Annotated in this window: 15 protein-coding genes; 11 read left to right on the top strand and 4 right to left on the bottom strand. The window is 59.0% G+C overall.

The features are described from left to right. Window positions 1-204: 204 nt before the first annotated feature. From PH547_RS15800 to PH547_RS15790, 3 genes are all read left to right on the top strand, one after another. Complete coding sequence (locus tag PH547_RS15800) at window positions 205-1,923, top strand: thiamine pyrophosphate-binding protein (protein ID WP_285168793.1); 1,719 nt, start codon at window positions 205-207, stop codon at window positions 1,921-1,923. Window positions 1,924-2,095: 172 nt separating this feature from the next. Then, complete coding sequence (locus tag PH547_RS15795) at window positions 2,096-4,942, top strand: peroxidase family protein (protein WP_260304754.1); 2,847 nt, start codon at window positions 2,096-2,098, stop codon at window positions 4,940-4,942. Then, window positions 4,939-6,360, top strand: coding sequence for a hypothetical protein (locus PH547_RS15790; RefSeq protein ID WP_260304755.1), 1,422 nt, complete (start codon window positions 4,939-4,941; stop codon window positions 6,358-6,360). The genes PH547_RS15795 and PH547_RS15790 overlap by 4 nt, the downstream gene beginning before the upstream one ends. Before the next feature lie 21 nt (window positions 6,361-6,381). Here the strand turns inward: PH547_RS15790 and PH547_RS15785 are convergent, their stop codons facing one another. Then, window positions 6,382-7,965, bottom strand: a complete 1,584-nt coding sequence (locus PH547_RS15785) for a Na+/H+ antiporter (protein WP_285168792.1) — start codon at window positions 7,963-7,965, stop codon at window positions 6,382-6,384. A 241-nt stretch (window positions 7,966-8,206) separates the two neighbouring features. Between PH547_RS15785 and PH547_RS15780 the strand changes: the two genes are divergently transcribed. The 5 genes from PH547_RS15780 to PH547_RS15760 all read left to right on the top strand — a co-directional run bounded on the left by PH547_RS15780 (window position 8,207) and on the right by PH547_RS15760 (window position 11,741). Next, window positions 8,207-8,461 carry a hypothetical protein gene (locus PH547_RS15780; RefSeq protein WP_104826210.1) on the top strand — a complete coding sequence of 85 codons (255 nt, stop codon included), beginning with the start codon at window positions 8,207-8,209 and terminating at the stop codon, window positions 8,459-8,461. Window positions 8,462-8,734: 273 nt separating this feature from the next. Further along, entirely contained in the window at window positions 8,735-9,490 is a 756-nt protein-coding gene (locus tag PH547_RS15775) for a transporter substrate-binding domain-containing protein (RefSeq protein WP_104826211.1), read from the top strand. Window positions 9,491-9,499: 9 nt separating this feature from the next. Continuing rightward, window positions 9,500-10,861, top strand: coding sequence for a GGDEF domain-containing protein (locus PH547_RS15770; RefSeq protein WP_285168791.1), 1,362 nt, complete (start codon window positions 9,500-9,502; stop codon window positions 10,859-10,861). Between the two features lie 70 nt (window positions 10,862-10,931). Further along, entirely contained in the window at window positions 10,932-11,447 is a 516-nt protein-coding gene (locus tag PH547_RS15765; protein ID WP_285168790.1) for a hypothetical protein, read from the top strand. Between the two features lie 69 nt (window positions 11,448-11,516). Further along, window positions 11,517-11,741: a hypothetical protein gene (locus PH547_RS15760; RefSeq protein WP_104826213.1), complete on the top strand. Its 225-nt coding sequence runs from the start codon at window positions 11,517-11,519 to the stop codon at window positions 11,739-11,741. Between the two features lie 53 nt (window positions 11,742-11,794). Here the strand turns inward: PH547_RS15760 and PH547_RS15755 are convergent, their stop codons facing one another. The 3 genes from PH547_RS15755 to PH547_RS15745 form a co-directional block, all read right to left on the bottom strand. Beyond that, on the bottom strand, window positions 11,795-12,229 hold the full coding sequence (locus PH547_RS15755; protein WP_348632778.1) for a GNAT family N-acetyltransferase: 435 nt from the start codon (window positions 12,227-12,229) through the stop codon (window positions 11,795-11,797). Window positions 12,230-12,265: 36 nt separating this feature from the next. Beyond that, window positions 12,266-12,688, bottom strand: a complete 423-nt coding sequence (locus tag PH547_RS15750; protein WP_285168789.1) for a GNAT family N-acetyltransferase — start codon at window positions 12,686-12,688, stop codon at window positions 12,266-12,268. A gap of 166 nt (window positions 12,689-12,854) precedes the next feature. After that, on the bottom strand, window positions 12,855-16,259 hold the full coding sequence (locus tag PH547_RS15745) for a hybrid sensor histidine kinase/response regulator (RefSeq protein ID WP_260304761.1): 3,405 nt from the start codon (window positions 16,257-16,259) through the stop codon (window positions 12,855-12,857). A gap of 251 nt (window positions 16,260-16,510) precedes the next feature. Here PH547_RS15745 and PH547_RS15740 point away from each other — a divergent pair, with 251 nt between their 5' ends. The 3 genes from PH547_RS15740 to PH547_RS15730 all read left to right on the top strand — a co-directional run bounded on the left by PH547_RS15740 (window position 16,511) and on the right by PH547_RS15730 (window position 20,177). Beyond that, on the top strand, window positions 16,511-18,166 hold the full coding sequence (locus PH547_RS15740) for an ABC transporter substrate-binding protein (protein WP_260304762.1): 1,656 nt from the start codon (window positions 16,511-16,513) through the stop codon (window positions 18,164-18,166). A 115-nt stretch (window positions 18,167-18,281) separates the two neighbouring features. Further along, complete coding sequence (locus PH547_RS15735) at window positions 18,282-19,259, top strand: ABC transporter permease (protein WP_285168788.1); 978 nt, start codon at window positions 18,282-18,284, stop codon at window positions 19,257-19,259. A 3-nt stretch (window positions 19,260-19,262) separates the two neighbouring features. After that, window positions 19,263-20,177 (top strand): ABC transporter permease, encoded by a 915-nt coding sequence (locus tag PH547_RS15730; RefSeq protein ID WP_104826219.1) that lies wholly within the window; start codon window positions 19,263-19,265, stop codon window positions 20,175-20,177.

The raw sequence follows: 20,177 nt of genomic DNA, 5'->3' as shown, positions 1-20,177 counted from the left end.
CAGTTTCGTTCGACAGCATATTTCAGCTTCGGTTGCTTGGATTTCACGCGCGGAACGCGACGGGTCTCACCAAGCGGGTTTGGCTCTTAATAGGTACTTCCGAATATTCTGGACTTGAAATGCAGGAGCAGTGTCTTTCCGCATTGACAATGTAGTTGGGAATTGGACGCGCCGGTTTATCTGTGCGTTTGGAGGGCATTCTCGATGAGAGTCTACGAAGCGATCGTGAAGGCACTTGAGGGAGTAGGGGTCGGCGCCGCTTTCGGCGGAGCGGGCGAAAATGCCGCCGGTCTGATGCTTGCCCTCAAACATTCCTCAATCAAGCCCATCATCGCCCGGCACGAACAGGCAGCTTCGTTCATGGCCTGTGGATATGCCATGCATTCGGATCATTTGGGCTTTTGCTTTGCGACCGCGGGGCCAGGCGCCTTCAATCTGTTTTCCGGACTGGCCGTTGCCATGTCGGATTCCTATCCGGTCCTGGCCGTTTCCGGCTATGCCTCCCTCGACTGGAAGGGAAAGGGCGCATTGAATGAAACCTCGGGTGTCAGTCGCACTCCGGATTCCCAGGCGATGTTTGCAGCCACCACGAAAAAGTCGTTTCTGCTGACAGATGCCGCCAAGACCTGCGATGTCGTCGAAGAGGCCGTCAACCTAGCCTTCGAGGGCCGACCCGGCCCGGTTCACATCCATGTCCCGGAAAACCTGACGCATCATGGCGTCTCCGTTGACAACTACCGCGATATCAATCTCCAGCGGCGTCCGGTGGTTCCGGATTCCAAGCGGGTAAGCGAGGTGGCCGAGCTTCTGGCGGATGCTATTGCCAAGGATAGGAAGATATTGGCATTGATCGGCTTCGGTGCCGTTCGCAGTGGCGCCGGGCCGGAGTTGACGGAACTTCTTGTGCGCTACCAGATCCCCTTCGCGACGACGCTCGATGGAAAAGGCATCATTTCCGAGCGTCATCCGCTCTCTGTCGGCGTGTTCTGCGATAGCGGCCACAGCGCAGCCTGGAAGGCTTTCCTTGAGGCCGATGTGATCCTCGCGGTGGGCAATTCCTTCGCGCAGCATGCCACCTTCAATTTTCGCGATGATCTGCTGATCGGCAAGACGCTCATCCACATCAACATCGATAGCGGCGAGATAGACAAGGTCTACAAGGCCGATGCCGCCATCATCGGCGATGCAAAACGTGCGGTTGCGGCACTCAACGGAGAAATATGGCCGAAGGCTGCAGCTATGCCATCGAGACCCACCGAAGGGCGCGACTATGACGCGGAGCGCATCGTGCATCTCCTGGATGACATCCATCCCGGACAGCTTGCCCAAGCCGTCTCCAAGCGCCTGCCGAAGAATGCCATCGTGCTTGCAGACGCGGGCGCACACCTTGCCTGGCTCGGCTACTATCTGGAACTTTCGCCGGGACAGCTCTTCCGCAAGCCTGGCGGATTCGGGCCGATGGCGGGACATGTCAATGGCGCGCTCGGCGCCAAATGCGCCAATCCCGATCGTCCCGTCATCGTCGGCTGCGGCGACGGATGTTATCTGCTGTCGGGCTTCGAGCTGCTGACCGCCGTTCAATACGACATCCCTGTGATCTGGATCATTTTCAACGACGGCGAATTCAAGCTCATCAAGCTCTATCAGCTCGAAGCCTATGCGGAATCGGGTTTGGTCGAATTCGGCAATCCGGACTATGTCGCCTATGCCAGGGCCTGCGGTGCTGAGGGATACAGGGTGGAGACGATCGACGAGTTCGAAAGAGCCTTCGACGAGGCGCTCGCACTCGGCAAGCCGGCGATCATAGACGCCCACATCACACGACTTGCGCTGCCGCATTACAGCCCTTCGCCGAAAGGGCTTCTGTCCGGTATCGCAAAAATGGTCGAGGACCGGATTTTCCCCGGTCGGGGTACGCAATAGCCACTTTGTTGGTCGGCGCAATGCGCCGAAATCGGAAGGCGTTTCCTGTCGCATCGCGGACGGCGCCGGGAAACGGGGGATCATCGTCCGTCGCTTTTCAATCCCATGCATTCCCATCGATGCGATGTGCCGGAAGCCCATTGTTCGATGCGTTCACGGAGGGCGAACGAGAATGGAGTGGAGTGAATCCTATCAAGGGGGCGTGGAAGCCGAGCGCTTGATGTTCGAGCGCCTCGCTCAGGATATGATGCGTGTCCAATATAAGACGCGCAGCTATGCCAAGGCCGCCGATATTCAGCGCGCGTTTCACAGCAAGGCGGTCTTTGCGGCCATCGACGCCGAGCTGACATTCGTCGATGACTTGCCCGAAGATCTGAGGGTTGGGTTTGCCGAGCCTGGCAAGAGCTATCCGGCGATCCTGCGCCTGTCCAATGCCAGTGGTTATGGTCAGCCGGACTACAAGCCCGACCTGCGAGGCTTGGCCGTGCGGATCAATGTCTCGGATCAGGAGAGCCACGATCTCTTAGCGACCAATTTTCCGGTTTCCCACGCACGCGATGCCAGGCAGTTCGTCGCCTTCGCCAAGGCGACGGCGGGCGGAGGCTTGAGCCGGCTCTTCGGCGTGATCGGCCTCGCCCTGACTTTCGGACCCTCCGAAACCATACGGATGATCCGCAACGTCACTACAGGCCGCAACCGGAAAATCCGCAGCCTGGCGCTCGAGACCTTCTGGAGCCGCGGTGCCATCTGTTGGGGCGAAAGGCGGGCGGTGCGCTATCTCTTCCGTCCCGCACCGAACGCATCGCATGCCCCCGACCCTTCCGAGACGGATCCTAGCTATCTCTCCACCGAACTCGCACGGCGGCTGGAGGTGGGCGATATCCGCTATGAACTCTGTCTCCAGCTTTTCGTCGATCGGAAGTCGACGCCCATCGAGGACACGTCCATCGAATGGATGGAGACGGCCTCGCCTCCGATCAAGGTGGCAGAGCTCAAGGTCAGCAAACCGAAGACCGGTGACGCCGAAACCATCGCCAATGCGCGCCTTGTCGACGAACTGGCTTTCAACCCCTGGAACACGACCGATGCCTTCAGGCCGCTCGGCAATCTAAACCGGGCGCGCAAAGTGGTCTACGACGCCAGCTCCGCCTATCGCCACAGTTTCCGTTGGACAAGCCCGGTGCCGTTCCGCAACCGGCTGGCGGGAAGCATTACGCGTAGCGCTTTTCTGGTCATCAACCGGTACATTGCCTGGCACCGACTGCCGCTGCGGTTGAGCCTGCTCAATCTCGATGCTTTCCGCTATGTCTTGCGTGAAAAGAACCTGATCGGAACCGATCCCCTCGAGGCGCCGCCGGTCGCCCGCCCGACGCCACTACCGGCGATTGCCGAAGGCGAGCGGCAGATGCGAACCTATGACGGCACGTTCAACGATCTATCGGCGCCGAAGATGGGCGCCATCGGTTCGACCTTCGGACGCAACCTGACACCGGCTTTTGCGCCCGAACTGTTCGACACGCCCAATCCGGTGGTGGTTGCGCAGCAACTGCTGCATCGCGACTCGTTCATTCCGGCGCGCTCGCTCAACATCCTCGCCGCCGCGTGGATCCAGTTTCAGGTCCATGATTGGGTCAACCATGCCCGCCATCCCCTGGGGGAAAAGGACGTCGTCGTCGGTCTTCCCGCCGGCATGAAATGGACCAGTGAGGTCGGCGGCAAGCCGGAAGACGTGATGCGAATTGCCGGCAACATGGAGATCAGCGGCTATGACGGCAAGCCGCCCATCTATTTCGGCAATGCCGCCTCGCACTGGTGGGACGGATCGGAGGTTTACGGTCCCGATAGCAAGAAGGCCAAGGACCTGCGCGAGGGCCCGAAGATACGCCTGGTCAACGGGCACTTGCCGGTCGATGTCCACGGCTTCGAAGTGACAGGCTTCAATGAGAGCTGGTGGCTCGGCTTGAGCGCCATGCACACGCTTTTTGCGCGTGAACACAATCTGCTCTGCGACGAGCTTCGGCGCCAATATGGCAATTGGGACGACGAACGCGTCTACCAGACCGCCAGGCTGATCGTCTCGGCGCTGATCGCCAAGATCCACACGGTCGAATGGACGCCGGCGATCCTTGCTACCAAGGCGATTGAAGTCGGCCTTTCCAGCAACTGGAACGGCCCGCCCGCCAATGACTGGCTGACGAAGGCCGGCCTCTGGCTAATCGACGCGCATGCCTCTACCGGCATTCCGAAGACGATGCCGGATCATCATGGCACGCCCTATTCGCTGACCGAGGATTTCGTCACCGTCTACCGCATGCATCCGCTACTGCCCGACGACTACTGCTTCTATAACCACATGACGGGCGCCAAGATCGCCGAAAAGAGCTTCATGGACATACAAGGCCCGGGCGCTGACGAGATCATGCGGCAATATGGCCTTCGCAATACGCTCTATTCCTTCGGAACGGCGCATCCAGGCGCCATCACGCTGCATAATTTCCCGCGCGCACTTCAAGCCTTCACGCGCGACAAGGAGATCATCGACCTTTCCGTCGTCGACCTCGTGCGGACGCGACGCCGTGGCGTGCCGCGCTACAATGATTTCAGGGCCGGTCTGCATCGGCCGCGGATCAAGCATTGGGAGGAACTGTCGACCAACCCGGAAGACGTGCGGCTGCTCAAGGAGATTTATGGCAACATCGACCGCGTCGACACCGTGGTTGGCCTCTTTGCCGAACCACCGCCTGCCGGCTTCGGCTTCAGCGACACCGCTTTCCGCATCTTCATTCTCATGGCGTCGCGCCGGCTGCAGAGCGATCGCTTCCTGACGGTGGATTTCCGTCCGGAGGTCTATTCGCCCTTCGGGATCGACTGGATCGCCAACAACGGCATGACGAGCTTGATCCTGCGGCATTGCCCGGATCTCGCGTCGATGCTGCCGCGCAATGCCAGCGCCTTCGTGCCCTGGCGGCCGGTCCTTTTCGGCGGCGAAAAGCAGGATCTGGAAAAGAGGGCATCATGACCGACCGACCCGGAGCAGATGATCTTTCGCCAACAGATGCGGTCGCGGCCAGAACCTCGACCGGCAACCGCGGTCTCGACGCGCTGTTCCGCAGGCCGCTCATCGAGACGATATGGCGCCGGCGGACCCATCGCGTGAGCCAGGGAAGCTCGGTGCTGGCCGGCACGATGAGCTATGAGTCCCAGCAGCCGCGTGAACCCCTTTCAGAGCTTGAAGAGGCGATGCTGATCGCCATCACCGGTTCGACGGGGCTCACCATGCCCGACCGGCCTTTCGAGGACCCGGCCACGCATCAGCCGATCATGGCCAAGCCGAACCTTGTCATGGAGGGGCGCACCGCCGGCAGCCCCGACAACGCTCAGGGCACCCATTTCTTCATGATCAACGACAGCGGCACCTATTTCATCCGCAAATTGCCGCCGCCGCCGGACGGCGAAAAAGCGCTGACGGCGGAACGGCTGATCGCCCGGGCGGCAGAGGCAAAGGTGCGCATTCTCGATCACCGCCTCGATGTTCCTGACGGCAAGCGCGCCTTTCCCGCCTATCTCGATTCCAATCGCTTCCTGTCGAACCTGCCGGGCACCACGATCTTTCTGCCGGTCGTCGATCTCTCCCGGCAATATATCAACGGCATGATGTATCTTCTGACCCAGCCGGACGGCGCCCGGCCGGCAATCGTCGACGACCGCAATTTCTATCGGCTCGCCGGTGTGAAGCGCTGGGTGGACAAGGGCTTTCTGAACAAGGATATCAAGATCCCGCTGGGCGTCATTGGTTCGCTACGGACGCAGATCGAGGCCGACCTGCTGTTGCAGAACATATTCCTGACCGCCGATGCCATGGGGCTCGGTGCCTGGATCCATGGCTCCATAAGCCCGCCCGTCCTCGTCGGCGATCCGAAATTTGTGAAGACTTACGGTCCCCTGCTGGGGTTTGACGTCGTCACGCCACGCTGGCGACTGATGGACATTCTGCGCTGGCAGGTGCCCTTGCCACGTTACGCCAACTTGCGCAGCAATCCGATCGGACTGCGTTTCAAGGGGGAACACCTGATCAAGGGCATGTCGCCGCCCTACTACGACAGCATGGCCGACGCCGTTACCGCCGTCGTGGAGGAGAAATTCGGCAAGAACGGCCTCTTCAATGATCAGGCACTCTTTGCTGAGATCTACAAGGACGATTACGGCAAACGCTATCTCGCGGAGGCTGCGGTCTACAACGACGACGTGATCGGCTGCGCGCGCGACATCTGCACCTATATTTACGAGACGCATGGCCGGTTCCCCGCGCATTGCGATGCGATCCATGTGCCGGGCGTCTGGCTGCAGGCGCATCACATCGAGATCGACTATTACGACCGGTTCTTCAGAAACGGGCTCACGGACGCCCACCGTTCCCATAGCCAGGACTGGCACTGACGAGAGCAGGAGCGCCCGCGGTCATGACTTTGCGGAGATCGCGCTTAGCTCCTCGAGATCCAGGTCTCGCTCCAGTTCGCGCAACGTCTCGTCATCGATATCGCCGGCGCGATGAAGCCGTATGAGTTCGCGACGCCCTGTGGCAACCGCTTCGAGAACCACATCGAAATGGGCCTGGAGCATAGGCGAATATTGTTCCGTGCGCGCTGCATAATCGACAATTGCCACAGCCCTGCGCTGATATCGCTCCAGCAATTGCGGATGAATGAGCTTCCCTTCACTGTCATAGGCCAGGCTTTTGACGGTCGCAAATTGCGCTTGGGCCATGGCAGCTTCGGCTTGGCTCATGGTGAGGCGCGCCTTCTCTGACTCCGGCTCGCTCAGCCTTGCCCAGGTGATCACGCGCCCAAGCGTTGTCCCTTGGACAAGCACAGTTCCGACAATGACGGCGAACGACGTGACCAGGATGAAGTCCCTGCCGGGAAAACCCTCGGGCACGCTCAGCGCCAGGGCCAACGTGACGACACCACGAACGCCGGCCCAGCTTAGGACGGTTACACCCCGGACGCCGAGCGGCGTATGTCGATCAAGCCCCAAAACATTGCAAAGTTTGATCACAAGGTCGGATCCGAAGACCCAGCCGAAGCGCGCCAGGGTGAGTGCAATCAGGATGACCAGTATCGGCAATCCCATCGTCGCAGTGACAACGCCGAAGCCGCCCCCGCGTTCGACAACGCCCCGCAGCGACAATCCGATCAAGATGAAAACCGCGGCTTCCATCAAAAAGATGATCACCGTCCAGAATGACGTGCCGCGCATGCGTGTCGACGCCGAGAGAACCGTATGCTGGTGCCAGCTCGCGATCAGGCCGGTGGTCACCGTTGCGATGACGCCGGAAACATGGATTTGTTCGCCAAGCAGATAAGAGGTCCAAGCCAATAGCGTTGTGGCGGCGATCATCAGATATTCATCGTGCAATTGCTTCACGAACAGGACCCAGACCGTTCCGACGACGATGCCGACGAAGGCGCCGCCTGCCGCCAAAAGCAAAAAACTTCCTGCCGCATCGACTGTGCTGAAAGCACCGGTGACACCGGCAGCGACGGCGAAACGGAAGAGCACCAAGCCGCTGGCATCATTGAGCAGGCTTTCGCCTTCGAGCAGGATTTGCAGGCGCCGGGGCAACTTTACCCGTTGCAGGATAGCGCGAGCGGAAATCGCGTCCGGTGGCGAAACGATCGCGCCTAGTGCCGCGCATGCGGCCCAGGGCAGCGATGGAAACAGCAGATGGGTCACCACGGCCAGGACGGCGCATGTAAAAAACACCGCGCCAATGGCGAGCGAGGCAATGCCGATCAAGTGGCGGCGCAATGGACGAAGCGCAATAAACCAGGCTCCGTCCATGAGTAGTGGCGGAAGAAAGATGACGAGCACCAGGCCAGGATCGACCGTAATTGTGGGCAGACCCGGCAGGAAGGCAAGCAACGCGCCCCCGGCAAGCAGCGCCACAGATGGCGGCAGCCCGAACCTGTGGGCGGCGTAATGCAGCGCGATGATCGCCACAAACATTCCGATAACAAGTTCAAACAAATGTGTGGGGTCCATGCGCCTGCGCCCTGATACAACTATCGCGGTGGGTTTTATTACAAAGCGCCTTTCGTCGAAACGCAATCGTCTATCAATCGTATGAGTCTTTCTCGCAACACCCGGCGGGCAATTCGCGGCTTGAACGGTTTGCGCTGGATTCCAGCGATTCAGTCGCGGTATTCGTCAGAATAAGAGGCGATTCGCATCGGCAGGACAGTGGCTGAGGGCGTCCGCCCGAATCTCCCTAAACAGGATACTCATGAACGCGGACATGATAGCCGCATGGGCGGCGCAGAATGGATTTCATTCACTGGATTCGTCGAATTTTCGTTGGCATGACGAGGCGCGCACGATCACCATCGAGATAAAGCGGTTGTCGGTCGTACTGATCGACGAAAGGCCAGGATCGCGTCCGCGCCTCATCTCGCGGCTGTTCAAAGATATGCGCTCCGCAAGCGAGAGTGGCCGGTTCGAGAGACTTCTGCTGGACGGCTATCTACCGAAGGCCTTGTGAAACGGCGTTTGAAGAAGGCAACTCCAAGCCGTATTCCTGTGGAATTGGCAATCCCATCGTTCGAACTGAAGCTTTTCCGCCCCTGCATGCGTTCTGTCATAAGCTGACAATCATGCGGAATATCGCTCAATCACCAATATTACCAAAGCAATGGGGAGAGGATTAGCATCCTTGTTGCACTCGCCGGCGAAAGCATCGAAATTGAGCAGGCGCTATCACTCTTTGTTATCGGTTTCCTCCTAATATCTTCACAATACTATGGTGGGGAAACAGATGATTGCTCGGCTTCTACTCGTTGCCTTATTCTTTGCAGGCTCCCTTGGCCTGGCAATGGCGGGCGATCAGCTTCGCATTGCCACCGAAGGTGCGTATCCGCCCTTCAACTTCAAGGACACGTCCGGGCAGCTCGCCGGATTCGATGTCGATATCGCCAAAGCGCTCTGCCGGCAGATGCAAACCGAATGTTCGCTCGTCGCCGTGCCGTGGACGGAGATCATTCAGGGTTTGGCGGACGATAAATACGATCTTATCGTCGCCAGCATGGCCTTTACCGACGAGCGAGCCCAGAAGATGGAGTTCTCCGCGCCATACTACCGTTCGCATTCGGTGCTGATTGGCGACTCGGACAAGTTCCAGGATAGCGCGCCGGCGGCCCTCACTGGCGTTCGCATCGCGGCGGCAACGGGAACCATTCAGGCTGAATATTTGCAGAAGGCCTATGGTGCGAGCAAGGCCGTGCTGGCGAAAGATCAGCCGGCGGCCCAACACCTGCTACTGGATAATAAGGCTGACCTTTTGATCGGCGATGCCATTGAGCTTCTCAGCTTCCTGCAGACGCCGGAAGGCGCGCGCTTTGGTTATGTCGGTGATCCGATTTCCACCGAGTTTCTCCAAAGCTCGGCGCATATCACTGCAAAAAAGGGAAATGCAGCTCTCATTCAGAAGGTGAACGACGCTTTGAAGCAAATCAAGCTCAATGGCGTCTATGATCGCATCAACGATGCCTACTTCCCCTTCAGCATTTATTGAGCGACTGGCATGGATGATATCAAAGGGTCGAGTAGGCGCCAGCTCTCGCTCAGCTTTGTCGGTCGGCTTGTTCTCCTGGGTGTTGTCAGCTACTCGCTGATCGCCGCCGGGATTTCGCTCGTCCTGCTGAATAGAATCGAGACCCAAGCAAACTTTACCCGTGATACCCAAATCCCGCTCATCCTGACACAGACGCGGAATGCGGTAAAAATCGAACGTCTCTCCTCTCTCCTGCGCTCCATCTATCTGGCGAAAGATCGCAGATTGGAGCGGCAAATCCAATTGCAGATTCAGGCCCTCACGCAGGGATTCTCGTTCGATCAAAATGCCCGTCTCATCGAAGGGTCGCGGCAAATCGCCGATGAAACCAAGATCATCGCAAAACTTCGTCAGCAGGCCCGCGACCTGCGCGAGGGCGAGACGTCGTCTGCCACAGCCGCATCGGATGCCGACGATGTCGATAAGCTGACGACGCAATCCTATGACCGCGCCATGCACACGATCGATGCGATGGCCGCACAGTTAAGCGGCGATGCTGCGGTCGTGGCCGACGATCTCGCAAGCGAAATCCAGCGAAGCGCAGGTCATATGCAGGTCGGGTGGATTTTGATCCTGCTCGTTCCAAGCCTTTTCGCCACCGTCTTGCTGATCGCCGCAAGACGTCACCTCACGGCGCCTATTGTGGCCGCGATCGATAATCTGGAGCGCATTGGAAAGAACGAGCGGGTCGTCAGTCTAAAGCGCGCTCCGCGCATCGCGGAACTGGCAATGATCGATGCTGCGATCGTGGCTTATGGACAGGTCTCAGACGATCTGCACCGCACCAATGCCATTCTGCATGGCTTGGCGGAACAGGATCCGTTGACCGGACTGGCAAACCGCCGGACCTTCGAGAACCATCTCACATCGGCCTTGAGCCGGCGATCCACCGTCTCTCCTGATCTTTCGATTATTATGGTCGACGTCGATCACTTCAAATCCGTCAATGACACATTCGGCCACCTGGTTGGCGACAGGGCTCTCGCGGCCGTCGCCGATGTGCTGAGCAGTTTGCCCTGGCACGCCAACAGTCTCGTCGCACGATATGGCGGGGAGGAGTTCGTTATCGTCCTGGAAGACTGTTCGCAGCAGCAGGCGGTCGAGCGCGCAGAAAGCCTGAGGCGTTCCATTCAGGAACTTTCGATCGAGACGCATGGGGGGACGTCTTTACGACTGACCGCTAGTTTTGGCCTCGCAGTGGCAAGCCATGCCAGCGATGCGCCGGCGGAAATTGTTGCGGCGGCTGACGGCGCCCTCTACAGCGCAAAGAGAAACGGTCGCAACAATGTTCAGGTCGCATCGCGGCCCGGCGAGATGTCAAAGGCCAGTTAAGTCCTGCGGCGTTCATTACGTCGTCTTCGATCCGGCCGCCGGACACCCCAATCTCGATTTCGGAAAGCATGTGAGGCAGCAGACATCAGCTACTGCCTACATCGGCTATGGGCAGTTTGACGACGTTGCGGGGTTTGCTGCCTGGTCCTGCTTCATCGTTGTCGTGTTCTTCGATGTCGACATTCCGTTGCAGTCGCTGGCCTTTCCTTTGTCGTTGCTGGCGCCGTTGCCAGCCGCGTCGCCGCTGTTGGTGCCGCTGGTTGTATTGGCACCGGAGCCCTTGTTGCTGTTCATGCCGTTGTCAGATCCGGAGCCTGAAGGTGTCGAGGTCCCAGAACCCGCTCCGGATCCGCTACCGCTGGTGCCGGACTGTTGGGCCAGTACCGACGTTGCAAGGCCGAGGGAAAGAGCTGATACTGCCAGGATTTTCAAGAACATGATTTTCTCCTTGGATGTTCTCTGTTTGCCGACGTCGAACAAATATCGGCCTGGCATGTTCCAAAGATTCCCGCTCAGCAACGCTAACAGATCATGCTTCGATGATCTTGGACAGCGAGCGAACATTGCTATTGGGGTAGTAGATTAACTGCTTCGAAGCTCCGTTTTGCTACAGTAGGTTCGCCTCGAAAACCCGTCGGCGAAAGAGAGCCTGAGCATGCAAACAGTCATGGATTTTATGAAGGCTGCTGTGGCGCTTATCACAAGCCTCATTGTTTTTGTGTTCTTTATCTTGATTGTGGTGGCGCAGGCAGGTTGCCCAATTCCAAAATGCAGTGGTCCAGACGGTGATATCTGGATGGGGCCGTTCGTCTTCAGCTTCATCGGCATTCCGGCTATTCTGCTTTTAGCTTTGATGATTTTTATCAGCCGGCGGCGTTGAGAAGACGGGAACGTCAACGGCAGCAATTAGCTTTGGTGGATGCGCCAAGGCTCTCACTTTAGTGTCTTAGTCATCGGATAACCGGAATTCGTTCCGAAAACGCCGCTTGATGCACCCACTTCAAGATACCCATTCGACCGATAGAATTGACGAGCGGTTTCGGTGCTGGTCAAATTGCACCGGGTATTTCCGCGCTCGCCCGCTCTCTTTTCAAGAGCGCTGAGCAAGGCGCGACTAACCCCTCGAAACCGGGCGTCCGGGGAAACGTAGTTCAAGCTGATGGTTCCAGCATCTGTCACAGCGCCCACCGCGAGAATTTCGCCGTGCTCGACAGCAACGAGAAGCGAGCTGTCGGATCGATTGATCCAAGCCACAAAATTGTCGACCGTCTTGTTGCCGAGCCAACCTGCCAGAATTGCCGGATCGTTCTTGTGGTCCGCCTCGCACAGCTCTGAAATTGACCGCCTCAAAACAATGCAGCCAGCCACGGCATCCTCCGGTATGGCGTCTCGTATTTCCATGCTTCAAAAGACCTTTCGGAAAAAGACGCGTTCCTTGCCCCTTGGATAATCTTGCAGACTGCCGAAGCGCTCATACCCCTGCTTTTCGTAGAACCCCGGAGCCTGGAAACTGAACGTATCCAGCCAGACGCCGACGCAACCCTTCTCCCTGGCGATTTGCTCTGCTTGCGTAAGGAGTGTGGATCCCAATTTTTCACCCCGAAGACTTTCCGGCACGAAGAGCAATTCGACAAATAGCCAATCGTAATAGAGCTTCGCCCATAGCCCGCCGATGGCTTCGCCCGCCTCATCGCGCAGCATAATGCCTATCGGCTCATATCTGTCGTCGCCCGTTTTCGCGTCGTTGAACGCCAGCAGAGGATTAGCTATCGCCTGGCGATCGTCGTCCGATGGATTGTCGAGAATGGAGACGGTAACAGGTGACATGTTGGTTCCCTTGCATAATCGTGATGTTGTAACGAACGGACGGTCGCAGTGCAGACTGCTGGTGCAATCTTAACGGTAGATCTGGACGGTTGTTAAGCGCCCGGCCTTTCAAGATGCAGACGGCGATGAGACTCTCATCGACGCCTCGACGAGGTACTTGGTCCCGTCAGCTATTATTGCGGCCATCGCGGACCATGGCGCGCAACTGATCGAGATCCCGGCGCAACGTCTCGACGAGATCGCCGAGGTCGGCATCGAAGCCGGTTTTCATGGCGCAGGCCAGTGCGAATTCGCCGGAGCGTATAACGTCACGCCAGCGGGGTTGGAGCGGCAAGGTTTCGAGCAGCAGATATTTTTCCAGCGTTCGCGCCTGCAACGAAGAGCGGTCGAAGTTCACGCGCCAGATACCGCTGCTCTCCGCGAAGTCGATTTTGCCTTTGCCGGTCATCCGTTTCCAGAGCTCCAGGCTCTGTTTCATGACGTCGATGACGATCAAACGAAAGGCGCGTTGCTGTTCGGGCTCGCCCTGTGGTTCGATGGGTGAGGTATCAGCGCGTTCCGGCTCAGGTGCCAAAAGGGCCAGGTTGGCGCCGGCGCTGTCGATCGCTCCCAATACGTGGTGGACCATTCGGTCCCTGCGGGGCATGTCGCCAGCCGAAACTGCCGAGACTGGTTGAATAACAAGAGCAAGCCCTCCGCCGGTTCCGATGTCGAACTCGAAGACGTTGAGAGCAAACGCGTGGCCGCCGAGGCGAACGCTTGACAGGTAAAACTCTCCGTCCCGCTTCACGGCCTGATACATGCGTTCCGCGAGCTCGGTGCCCGTCAACGATGAAAGCGCTGTTTCATGCGCGATGATTGGCATGCTTAACATGCCAAGGGCAGCCTGGTTTGTGTAGATGATGCGGTGCTGGCGATCGGTGCAGAGAATTGCCACCTCGAAAATATCGAGAAGCCTCGCCATACGTTGCTGCGACAGCCGAAGCGCATCCTCGACTTCGACCCGCCGCTCGATTTCCGCCCTGAGCGAGCTATTCTCACGGAGCTGGCCGCGTGCACGCGCAGCCTCCAGCAGCGTCGCCACGCGGGCCAAAAGCTCGTCCTTGACGAAGGGTTTGACGACATAATCATTTGCGCCATGTTCGAAGCCAGCGATCACATCGCGCGTCCGGCTGCGCGCCGTCACCATGATGATCGGCACATCGAGCAAGTCGTAGCGCTCGCGGATGGCTTTGGCGACTTCTAGCCCGCTCATGCCCGGCATCATCACGTCGAGCACGACCAGATCGGGTTTCAGTCGATCGATGAAAGCCAGTGCATCCGCCCCGTTTTCGACCGCGCGCACGACATAGCCGACCGGCTGCAGGACATTGCGCAGCACCTGGATGTTGATCGGCTCGTCGTCGACCACAAGGATCAGCGGTACGCCGGGCGCCATCGGCGCATCGGTGGCGATCTGGCTGCGAGCGATCATGTCTACCGTCTCGTGCAGCCGTTTCTGATCGAGTTCCTCGCCGAAATAATCGACATAGGACGGCTCGACTGCCGCAGCGGGCAGGACGAGCGTGAAGCGCGATCCTTCGCCCAGCACGGAATGAGCAGTGAGTTTGCCATTGAGGAAGGTTGCGAGCTGACGGGCGATCGTCAGCCCCAGACCGGTGCCGGCAGGCGGCCGCGTGCCATCCCCGAAACCCGCCTGCTCCAAAGGTTGGAAGATGCGTTCGAGGCTATCGCTGGCAATGCCGACGCCCGTGTCCTCGACGCTGATCGCAACATTCATCCCGGCTGGCGTGGTCACGACGCGGATCGTGCTCTGGCCGGCATATTTGATGGCGTTTCCGAGGAGATTATAGAGGATCTGCTCGAAGCGCACGGGGTCGGCCATCACGAAGGGGATGTCCTCGGGAATGTCGACCTCGAGGGCCACCGGCTCGCCGCGCAAGAGCGGTTCGCACATTTTCAGCACGCTGCTCACGCTGGTTGCAATGTGCACAGGATGGATGTCGAGCCGCATGCGGCCCTGGCGGATGCGGTAGAGATCGAGGAGATCGTCCACGAGGCGCGAAAGCCGCCGGGCGCTGAAGCTGATGAGCTGAAGCTGGTTGCGCTGGGCTGTCGTCAATTCCCCGGCAACGCCCGCCACCAATGTTTCGGAAATGCCGATGATGCCGTTGAGCGGGGTGCGCAGTTCATGCGACGTGTTGGCGACGAAGGCATCCTTCATCCGGTCCGCCTCTTCGAGCGCCTTGTTCTTCTCCTCAATCAGGCCGACATGCTTTTCCAGCTCGGCATTCTTCTGATTGATGAGGTTGAGCTGCTCGCTGACAGCATCGCGCATGCGCGTGAAACTCGCCGTCAGCCTGCCGAGTTCGGACGGGTTCTTGATTGTCGGCATGGCGTGATCGAGATTGCCATCGGCAATCGCGCCTGCCGCGTCGGTCAGGCGCTGCACGGGCCGGGTCATCGTGCCGGAGAGATAGAAGACCAGGGCGGTGAGCACTGGCAGCAGAACCAGAGCCAGCGTGATGACGATTTGCCGAAGCGAATTGCTGTTTGCGAAGGCGACCGAGTCCGGCACTTCGGCAACGAGGCTCCAGGGAACGGCGCCAAAATGCAATTGTGTGCCTGCCGCGAGCGCAGGAACGCCGCCAAGCCCATCCTCTACGAGCGCTGCGCTAGAAGGCGCGCCGTCGGCGCCGGTAGCCGCGGAATTGCTGGGCATGCCCGGTTTGCCGCCTTCCGGCGCCGAAATGTAGAGACTATCGGAATTGAGGAGATAGAGGCTGCTGGTCCCGCCCTGCTGCGATTGAACGATCCGGTTGAGCCCTTTGGGACCGAGGCGGAAGATGACCATGCCGCGCACCTTGTTGTAGAAGGCGACGCGGACGGCGACGTAGGCGGCGAACTTGCCGGTGACCGGATCGGTGGTGAAATCGCCCACCAACATGGTCTGGTCCGGCGACGCTTCCGTCATGGCGCGCGACAGGCGGGAGAGGGGCGTCGCCGCAACCAGCGTCTTCAGGTCCGTACCGAGATAGCGGTCCTTCTCGACCGAATAGACGACACGCTGGTCCGGCGTGATGAGGTAGAGGTTCTCGAATTCGGACGTGGTGACGAAGCTGACGAAATCATCGTGAAACTGCTGATGGGCGTTGGCATATTCCAGCGCCGAGCGCAGCATGGCGTCATTGTCCTTCGGCAGCAGCGCTTCACCGCCGCCATCGCGATCGATTCCGAACATTTGATGCAGGATAGCGGTCGCCCGCTCCGGGGACGGGTCGATCTTCCGGAACGCATAGGCAAAGCCATAGAAATCGCCGATCGAATAGCGCACGGCATTCGACTGGCTGAGGCTTTCCGCCTGCCTTGTGGCAAAGGTCAGATATTGTTCGATCTCGCTGCGCTTGGCGTCGCGAACGAAAGCGAGCTTCGCGAAGGTTTCTGCCGTGACGCTGCGATTGAGGATGTAGAAGAAGGCGGAGGCGGTGGCCAGCAGCGGCAGGAGGCTGATCGCCAGAAGGATGAGCAGAAGGCGGCCGCGAAATCCGGATGGCGATAACACTCTCAGCATCGGCAGCATTTCCGCATCATCTCTGGCACCCGCTCCTCCCGCTCTCCCCATGGCGGATAATTCCGGCCAATCTATACAATTGCGGAAAAAGGGGAGTGGGTTTTTTCGATATGATCGGAATTTCCGGTTTTGACGATTTTGCCGCAACTCCTGCCGGAATTGTCGGGTGACTTTGCCGTTCGCCTCGCGCTGATATGACGTTGCCAACCGGGCCGGGCTAGAACCTGCGCCGTGATAAATGGGGAACGGAAATGAACATCAAGACTATTTTGAAGGCCGCGCTGGTTGCCAGTGTCATGGTGCCGGCATCAGCGCGTGCAGAGGTGACGTTGACTGCACTGCCGGACGAATCGACGGCGTGGGTGGAGAATTTCAATCCTTTCAACACCACGACCCGCGTGCCATCGGTGGAAGACTTCATGTATGAGCCGCTGATTGTCTTCAATGCGCTCAAGGATGGCGAACCGAATTATCGGCTGGCGGAATCCTTTGCCTATTCGGACGATCTGAAAAGCGTCACCTTCAAGCTCAGGAACGCGAAGTGGTCTGACGGCAAGCCGTTTACCGCGAAGGACGTGGTCTTCACATTCAATCTGATCAAGGAGCACAAGGCGCTCGATCTGCAGGCGATCTGGGATCAGATCGATGGAATCGAGGCACCTGACGATCATACGGTGAAGATCAACTACAAAAGCCCGAACAGCGGCCTGATCTTCAAGATCGTGCAGATTTACATCGTTCCGGAACATATCTGGGCGTCCGTCAAGGATCCGGTCACGTTCACCAATCCCAATCCGGTCGGCAGCGGCCCGCTCACAGAAATCCGCCGCTTCACGCCGCAGGAATATGTCCAGTGCCGCAACCCCAATTATTGGGACAACGCCACGCTGAAGGTCGATTGCATGCGTTTCCCGCAGGTCGCGGGCAATGATCAAACGATCGCGCTTGCCGCCAAGGGCGAACTCGACTGGTTCGGCTCCTTCCTTCCGGACATTGAGAAGACTTATGTCGGTACGGACCCCAAACATCATGGCTACTGGTTCCCGGCCGGTTCCATGGTCGCCTTCACCATGAATTTCGAAACGACGAATCCTGGCAATCACGAGGCATTCAACAACCTCGCCTTCCGCCGCGCCTTCTCAATGGCGCTGGATCGCCAGGCGATGGTCGACATTGCCGGCTATGGCTATCCGACGCTCAACGAATATCCCTCCGGCCTCGGACGGGCTTTCCATTCCTGGAATGATCCGAAGGTGGATGAGAAATACGGGGCCTTCTCGAAATATAATGTCGAGGCCGCCAAGGCTGAGCTGGCGAAGGCCGGCTTCAAGGATGTCGATGGCGACGGCTTCGTCGAAAATCCGGATGGCAGCAAGATCAGCTTCGACATCATCGTGCCGAATGGCTGGACGGACTGGGTGAACACCTGCCAGCTTGCGATCGAAGGACTGACGGAGGTCGGCATCCAGGCAAAGCTCGCAACCCCGGATGTCCCCGGCTGGACCGATGCGCTGATCACCGGCAAATACGACGTGGCGATCAACTCTTTCCGAACCGGCATCACGCCGCAGTTCATGTATGACGAGGCGCTCAACTCCAGCAACAAGGGCAAGACACGCTTTGCGTCGGCCCACTACAGCAACCCAGAACTCGATGCATTGCTGAACGAATTCTACACCACCAATGATCACGGCAAGCAGGTCGAGATCATGAACAAGATCCAGGACATTATCGGCGCGAACCTGCCTTTCGTTGCGGTTTACAACAACCCGCTCTGGTACGAATACAACACCAAGCGCTTCACCGGTTGGTTCAGCGCCGACAACCCGGTCGCCCGCCCGGTCGTCTATGGCGGCGTGCCGGAACGGCTCCTGCAGCTTCTGGCATTGCGGCCAGTCACGCAGTAATCGCGCGTCCGACTCTCCCTCTCTGTTTGGACGCACGCATTCGGTTCAGGCGCTCAGCCTGAACCGAATTGATCGCGGACATCCGCCCTGCTCGGTCGCTGCCGGAGACAAACCGATGACCTTCATCTTGCGAAGAGTGATCTTCTATATTGCCGCCTTCTTCACCGCGGCCACGATAAATTTCTTCATACCGCGGCTGATGCCGGGCAATCCGGTGGACGTGATGTTCGCCAAGATGAATTCCTCGCTGCCGCCCGAGGCCAAGGCCGCCTTGATCGAAACCTTCGGCTTCGCCTCGGGGCCGCTTTATCTGCAGTTTCTCGACTACATGAAAAGCGTCTTCACCTGGGATCTGGGGCCATCTATCAAATTCTATCCGCTGACCGTGGGGCAGGTGCTCGGTCATGCGCTTCCCTGGACGCTGACGCTCGCCGGCACGGCCTCGGTCCTCGCCTTCGCAACGGGTTCATGGCTCGGGGTTTCCGCGGCCTGGCGGCGCGGCGGCGTCCTCGATACGATTGCTTCTCCCGGCGCGCTTGCGCTCCAGTCCATCCCCGCGGTCGTGGTGGCCCTGACCGGGCTCTATGTTTTTGGTTTGATCCTCGCCTGGTTTCCGACGAGTTTTGCCTTCGACCCGCAACTCGATCCCGGGCTGACGCCGAGCTTTCTCTCCAGCGCGCTTTACCACGCCGTCATGCCGGTGGTGTCCCTCGCCTTCGTTCATATCGGCGGCTATCTCGTCACCATGCGCAACAACATGATCGGCCAGCTCGGCGAGGATTATGTCGTCATGGGCATGGCCAAGGGCCTTTCCGATCGACGCGTGATGTTCAACTACGCAGCGCGCAATGCCTTGCTTCCGAGCGTGACGGCTTTTGCCATCACCCTCGGCGCCGTGATGGGCGGCTCGCTGGTGACCGAGGTGGTGTTCAACTATCCGGGTCTCGGCCATCTCCTCTATCTCGGCATCGTCGCGCGTGACTATCCGTTGATCCAGGGCCAGTTGCTGATCATGACGCTTGCCATGCTCTCGGCCAATCTCATTGTGGACCTCATCTACGTGCTGCTTGACCCAAGATTGAGGAAGGCCTGATCCATGCAGAGGACCCTCCTTCCCATTCTCAGCAACCGCAAGGCGCTCATCGGCCTTGCCATCGTCCTCCTTTACGTCGCTGTCGCCTTGCTGGCTCCCGTGCTGACCGGTCATGAGCCGATCAAACGGGTCGGCCGGCCGCATGAGGCGCCTTCATTGGACCACATCCTCGGCACCACCCGGATGGGTCGCGACGTCTTCACCCAGTTGATCTGGGGCACGCGTACGTCGCTGTTCATCGGGCTTCTGGCCGGTTCGATCGTCACCGTGATCGGCGTGATCCTGGGCGTCACCGCCGGCTATTTCGGCGGCTGGATCGATGAGGCGATCAACTTCATCACCAATATCGCTCTCGTCATTCCGCAATTGCCCTTGCTGCTCGTCATCGCCGCTTTCGTCGGCGAGGCGAGCCCCTTGGTGATCGTGCTTATCATCGGGCTGACCTCCTGGGCCTGGGGTGCAAGGGTCACGCGGGCGCAGACCATGACGCTCCGGCAACGCGATTTCATCCTCGCCTCGGAGCTGATCGGCGAGCCGAAATGGCGGATGATCGTCGTCGAGCTCATGCCCAATCTGCTTTCGATCATCGGCTTCAATTTCATCGGCTCGGTCATCTATACGATCATCACCGAGGCAACGCTGGAGTTTCTGGGGCTCGGCGATCCGCTCGCCGTTTCCTGGGGCACCATGCTCTATAACGCCCAGACCGCATCGGCGATGAGCGTCGGCGCCTGGTGGGAGGTGTTCGCGCCGGCAACCGCGATCGCCGTTATCGGCATCGGTCTCTCGCTGATCAATTTTGCCGTCGACGAGATTTCCAATCCCCGGCTGCGCACGCTCGGGACAGTCAACGCGGCTGTCAGAAAACAGCGCAAGCTCGATCGCGCCCGGACCGTAGCACACGGACAGGAGGCTTGA

Origin of the sequence: Rhizobium cerradonense (assembly GCF_030182455.1) — a bacterium.
Lineage (GTDB): Bacteria > Pseudomonadota > Alphaproteobacteria > Rhizobiales > Rhizobiaceae > Rhizobium.
The sequence above is the reverse complement of the archived record's forward strand: the minus strand, read 5'-3'. Positions and strand labels throughout refer to the sequence as shown.

Coding starts and splice junctions, on each gene's coding strand:
- PH547_RS15750 (WP_285168789.1), bottom strand. CDS start 12,688: ATGTCACCTGTTACCGTCTCCATTCTCGACAATCCATCGGACGACGAT.
- PH547_RS15760 (WP_104826213.1), top strand. CDS start 11,517: ATGCAAACAGTCATGGATTTTATGAAGGCTGCTGTGGCGCTTATCACA.
- PH547_RS15795 (WP_260304754.1), top strand. CDS start 2,096: ATGGAGTGGAGTGAATCCTATCAAGGGGGCGTGGAAGCCGAGCGCTTG.
- PH547_RS15740 (WP_260304762.1), top strand. CDS start 16,511: ATGAACATCAAGACTATTTTGAAGGCCGCGCTGGTTGCCAGTGTCATG.
- PH547_RS15745 (WP_260304761.1), bottom strand. CDS start 16,259: ATGCTGAGAGTGTTATCGCCATCCGGATTTCGCGGCCGCCTTCTGCTC.
- PH547_RS15785 (WP_285168792.1), bottom strand. CDS start 7,965: ATGGACCCCACACATTTGTTTGAACTTGTTATCGGAATGTTTGTGGCG.
- PH547_RS15790 (WP_260304755.1), top strand. CDS start 4,939: ATGACCGACCGACCCGGAGCAGATGATCTTTCGCCAACAGATGCGGTC.
- PH547_RS15800 (WP_285168793.1), top strand. CDS start 205: ATGAGAGTCTACGAAGCGATCGTGAAGGCACTTGAGGGAGTAGGGGTC.
- PH547_RS15735 (WP_285168788.1), top strand. CDS start 18,282: ATGACCTTCATCTTGCGAAGAGTGATCTTCTATATTGCCGCCTTCTTC.
- PH547_RS15780 (WP_104826210.1), top strand. CDS start 8,207: ATGAACGCGGACATGATAGCCGCATGGGCGGCGCAGAATGGATTTCAT.
- PH547_RS15770 (WP_285168791.1), top strand. CDS start 9,500: ATGGATGATATCAAAGGGTCGAGTAGGCGCCAGCTCTCGCTCAGCTTT.
- PH547_RS15730 (WP_104826219.1), top strand. CDS start 19,263: ATGCAGAGGACCCTCCTTCCCATTCTCAGCAACCGCAAGGCGCTCATC.
- PH547_RS15775 (WP_104826211.1), top strand. CDS start 8,735: ATGATTGCTCGGCTTCTACTCGTTGCCTTATTCTTTGCAGGCTCCCTT.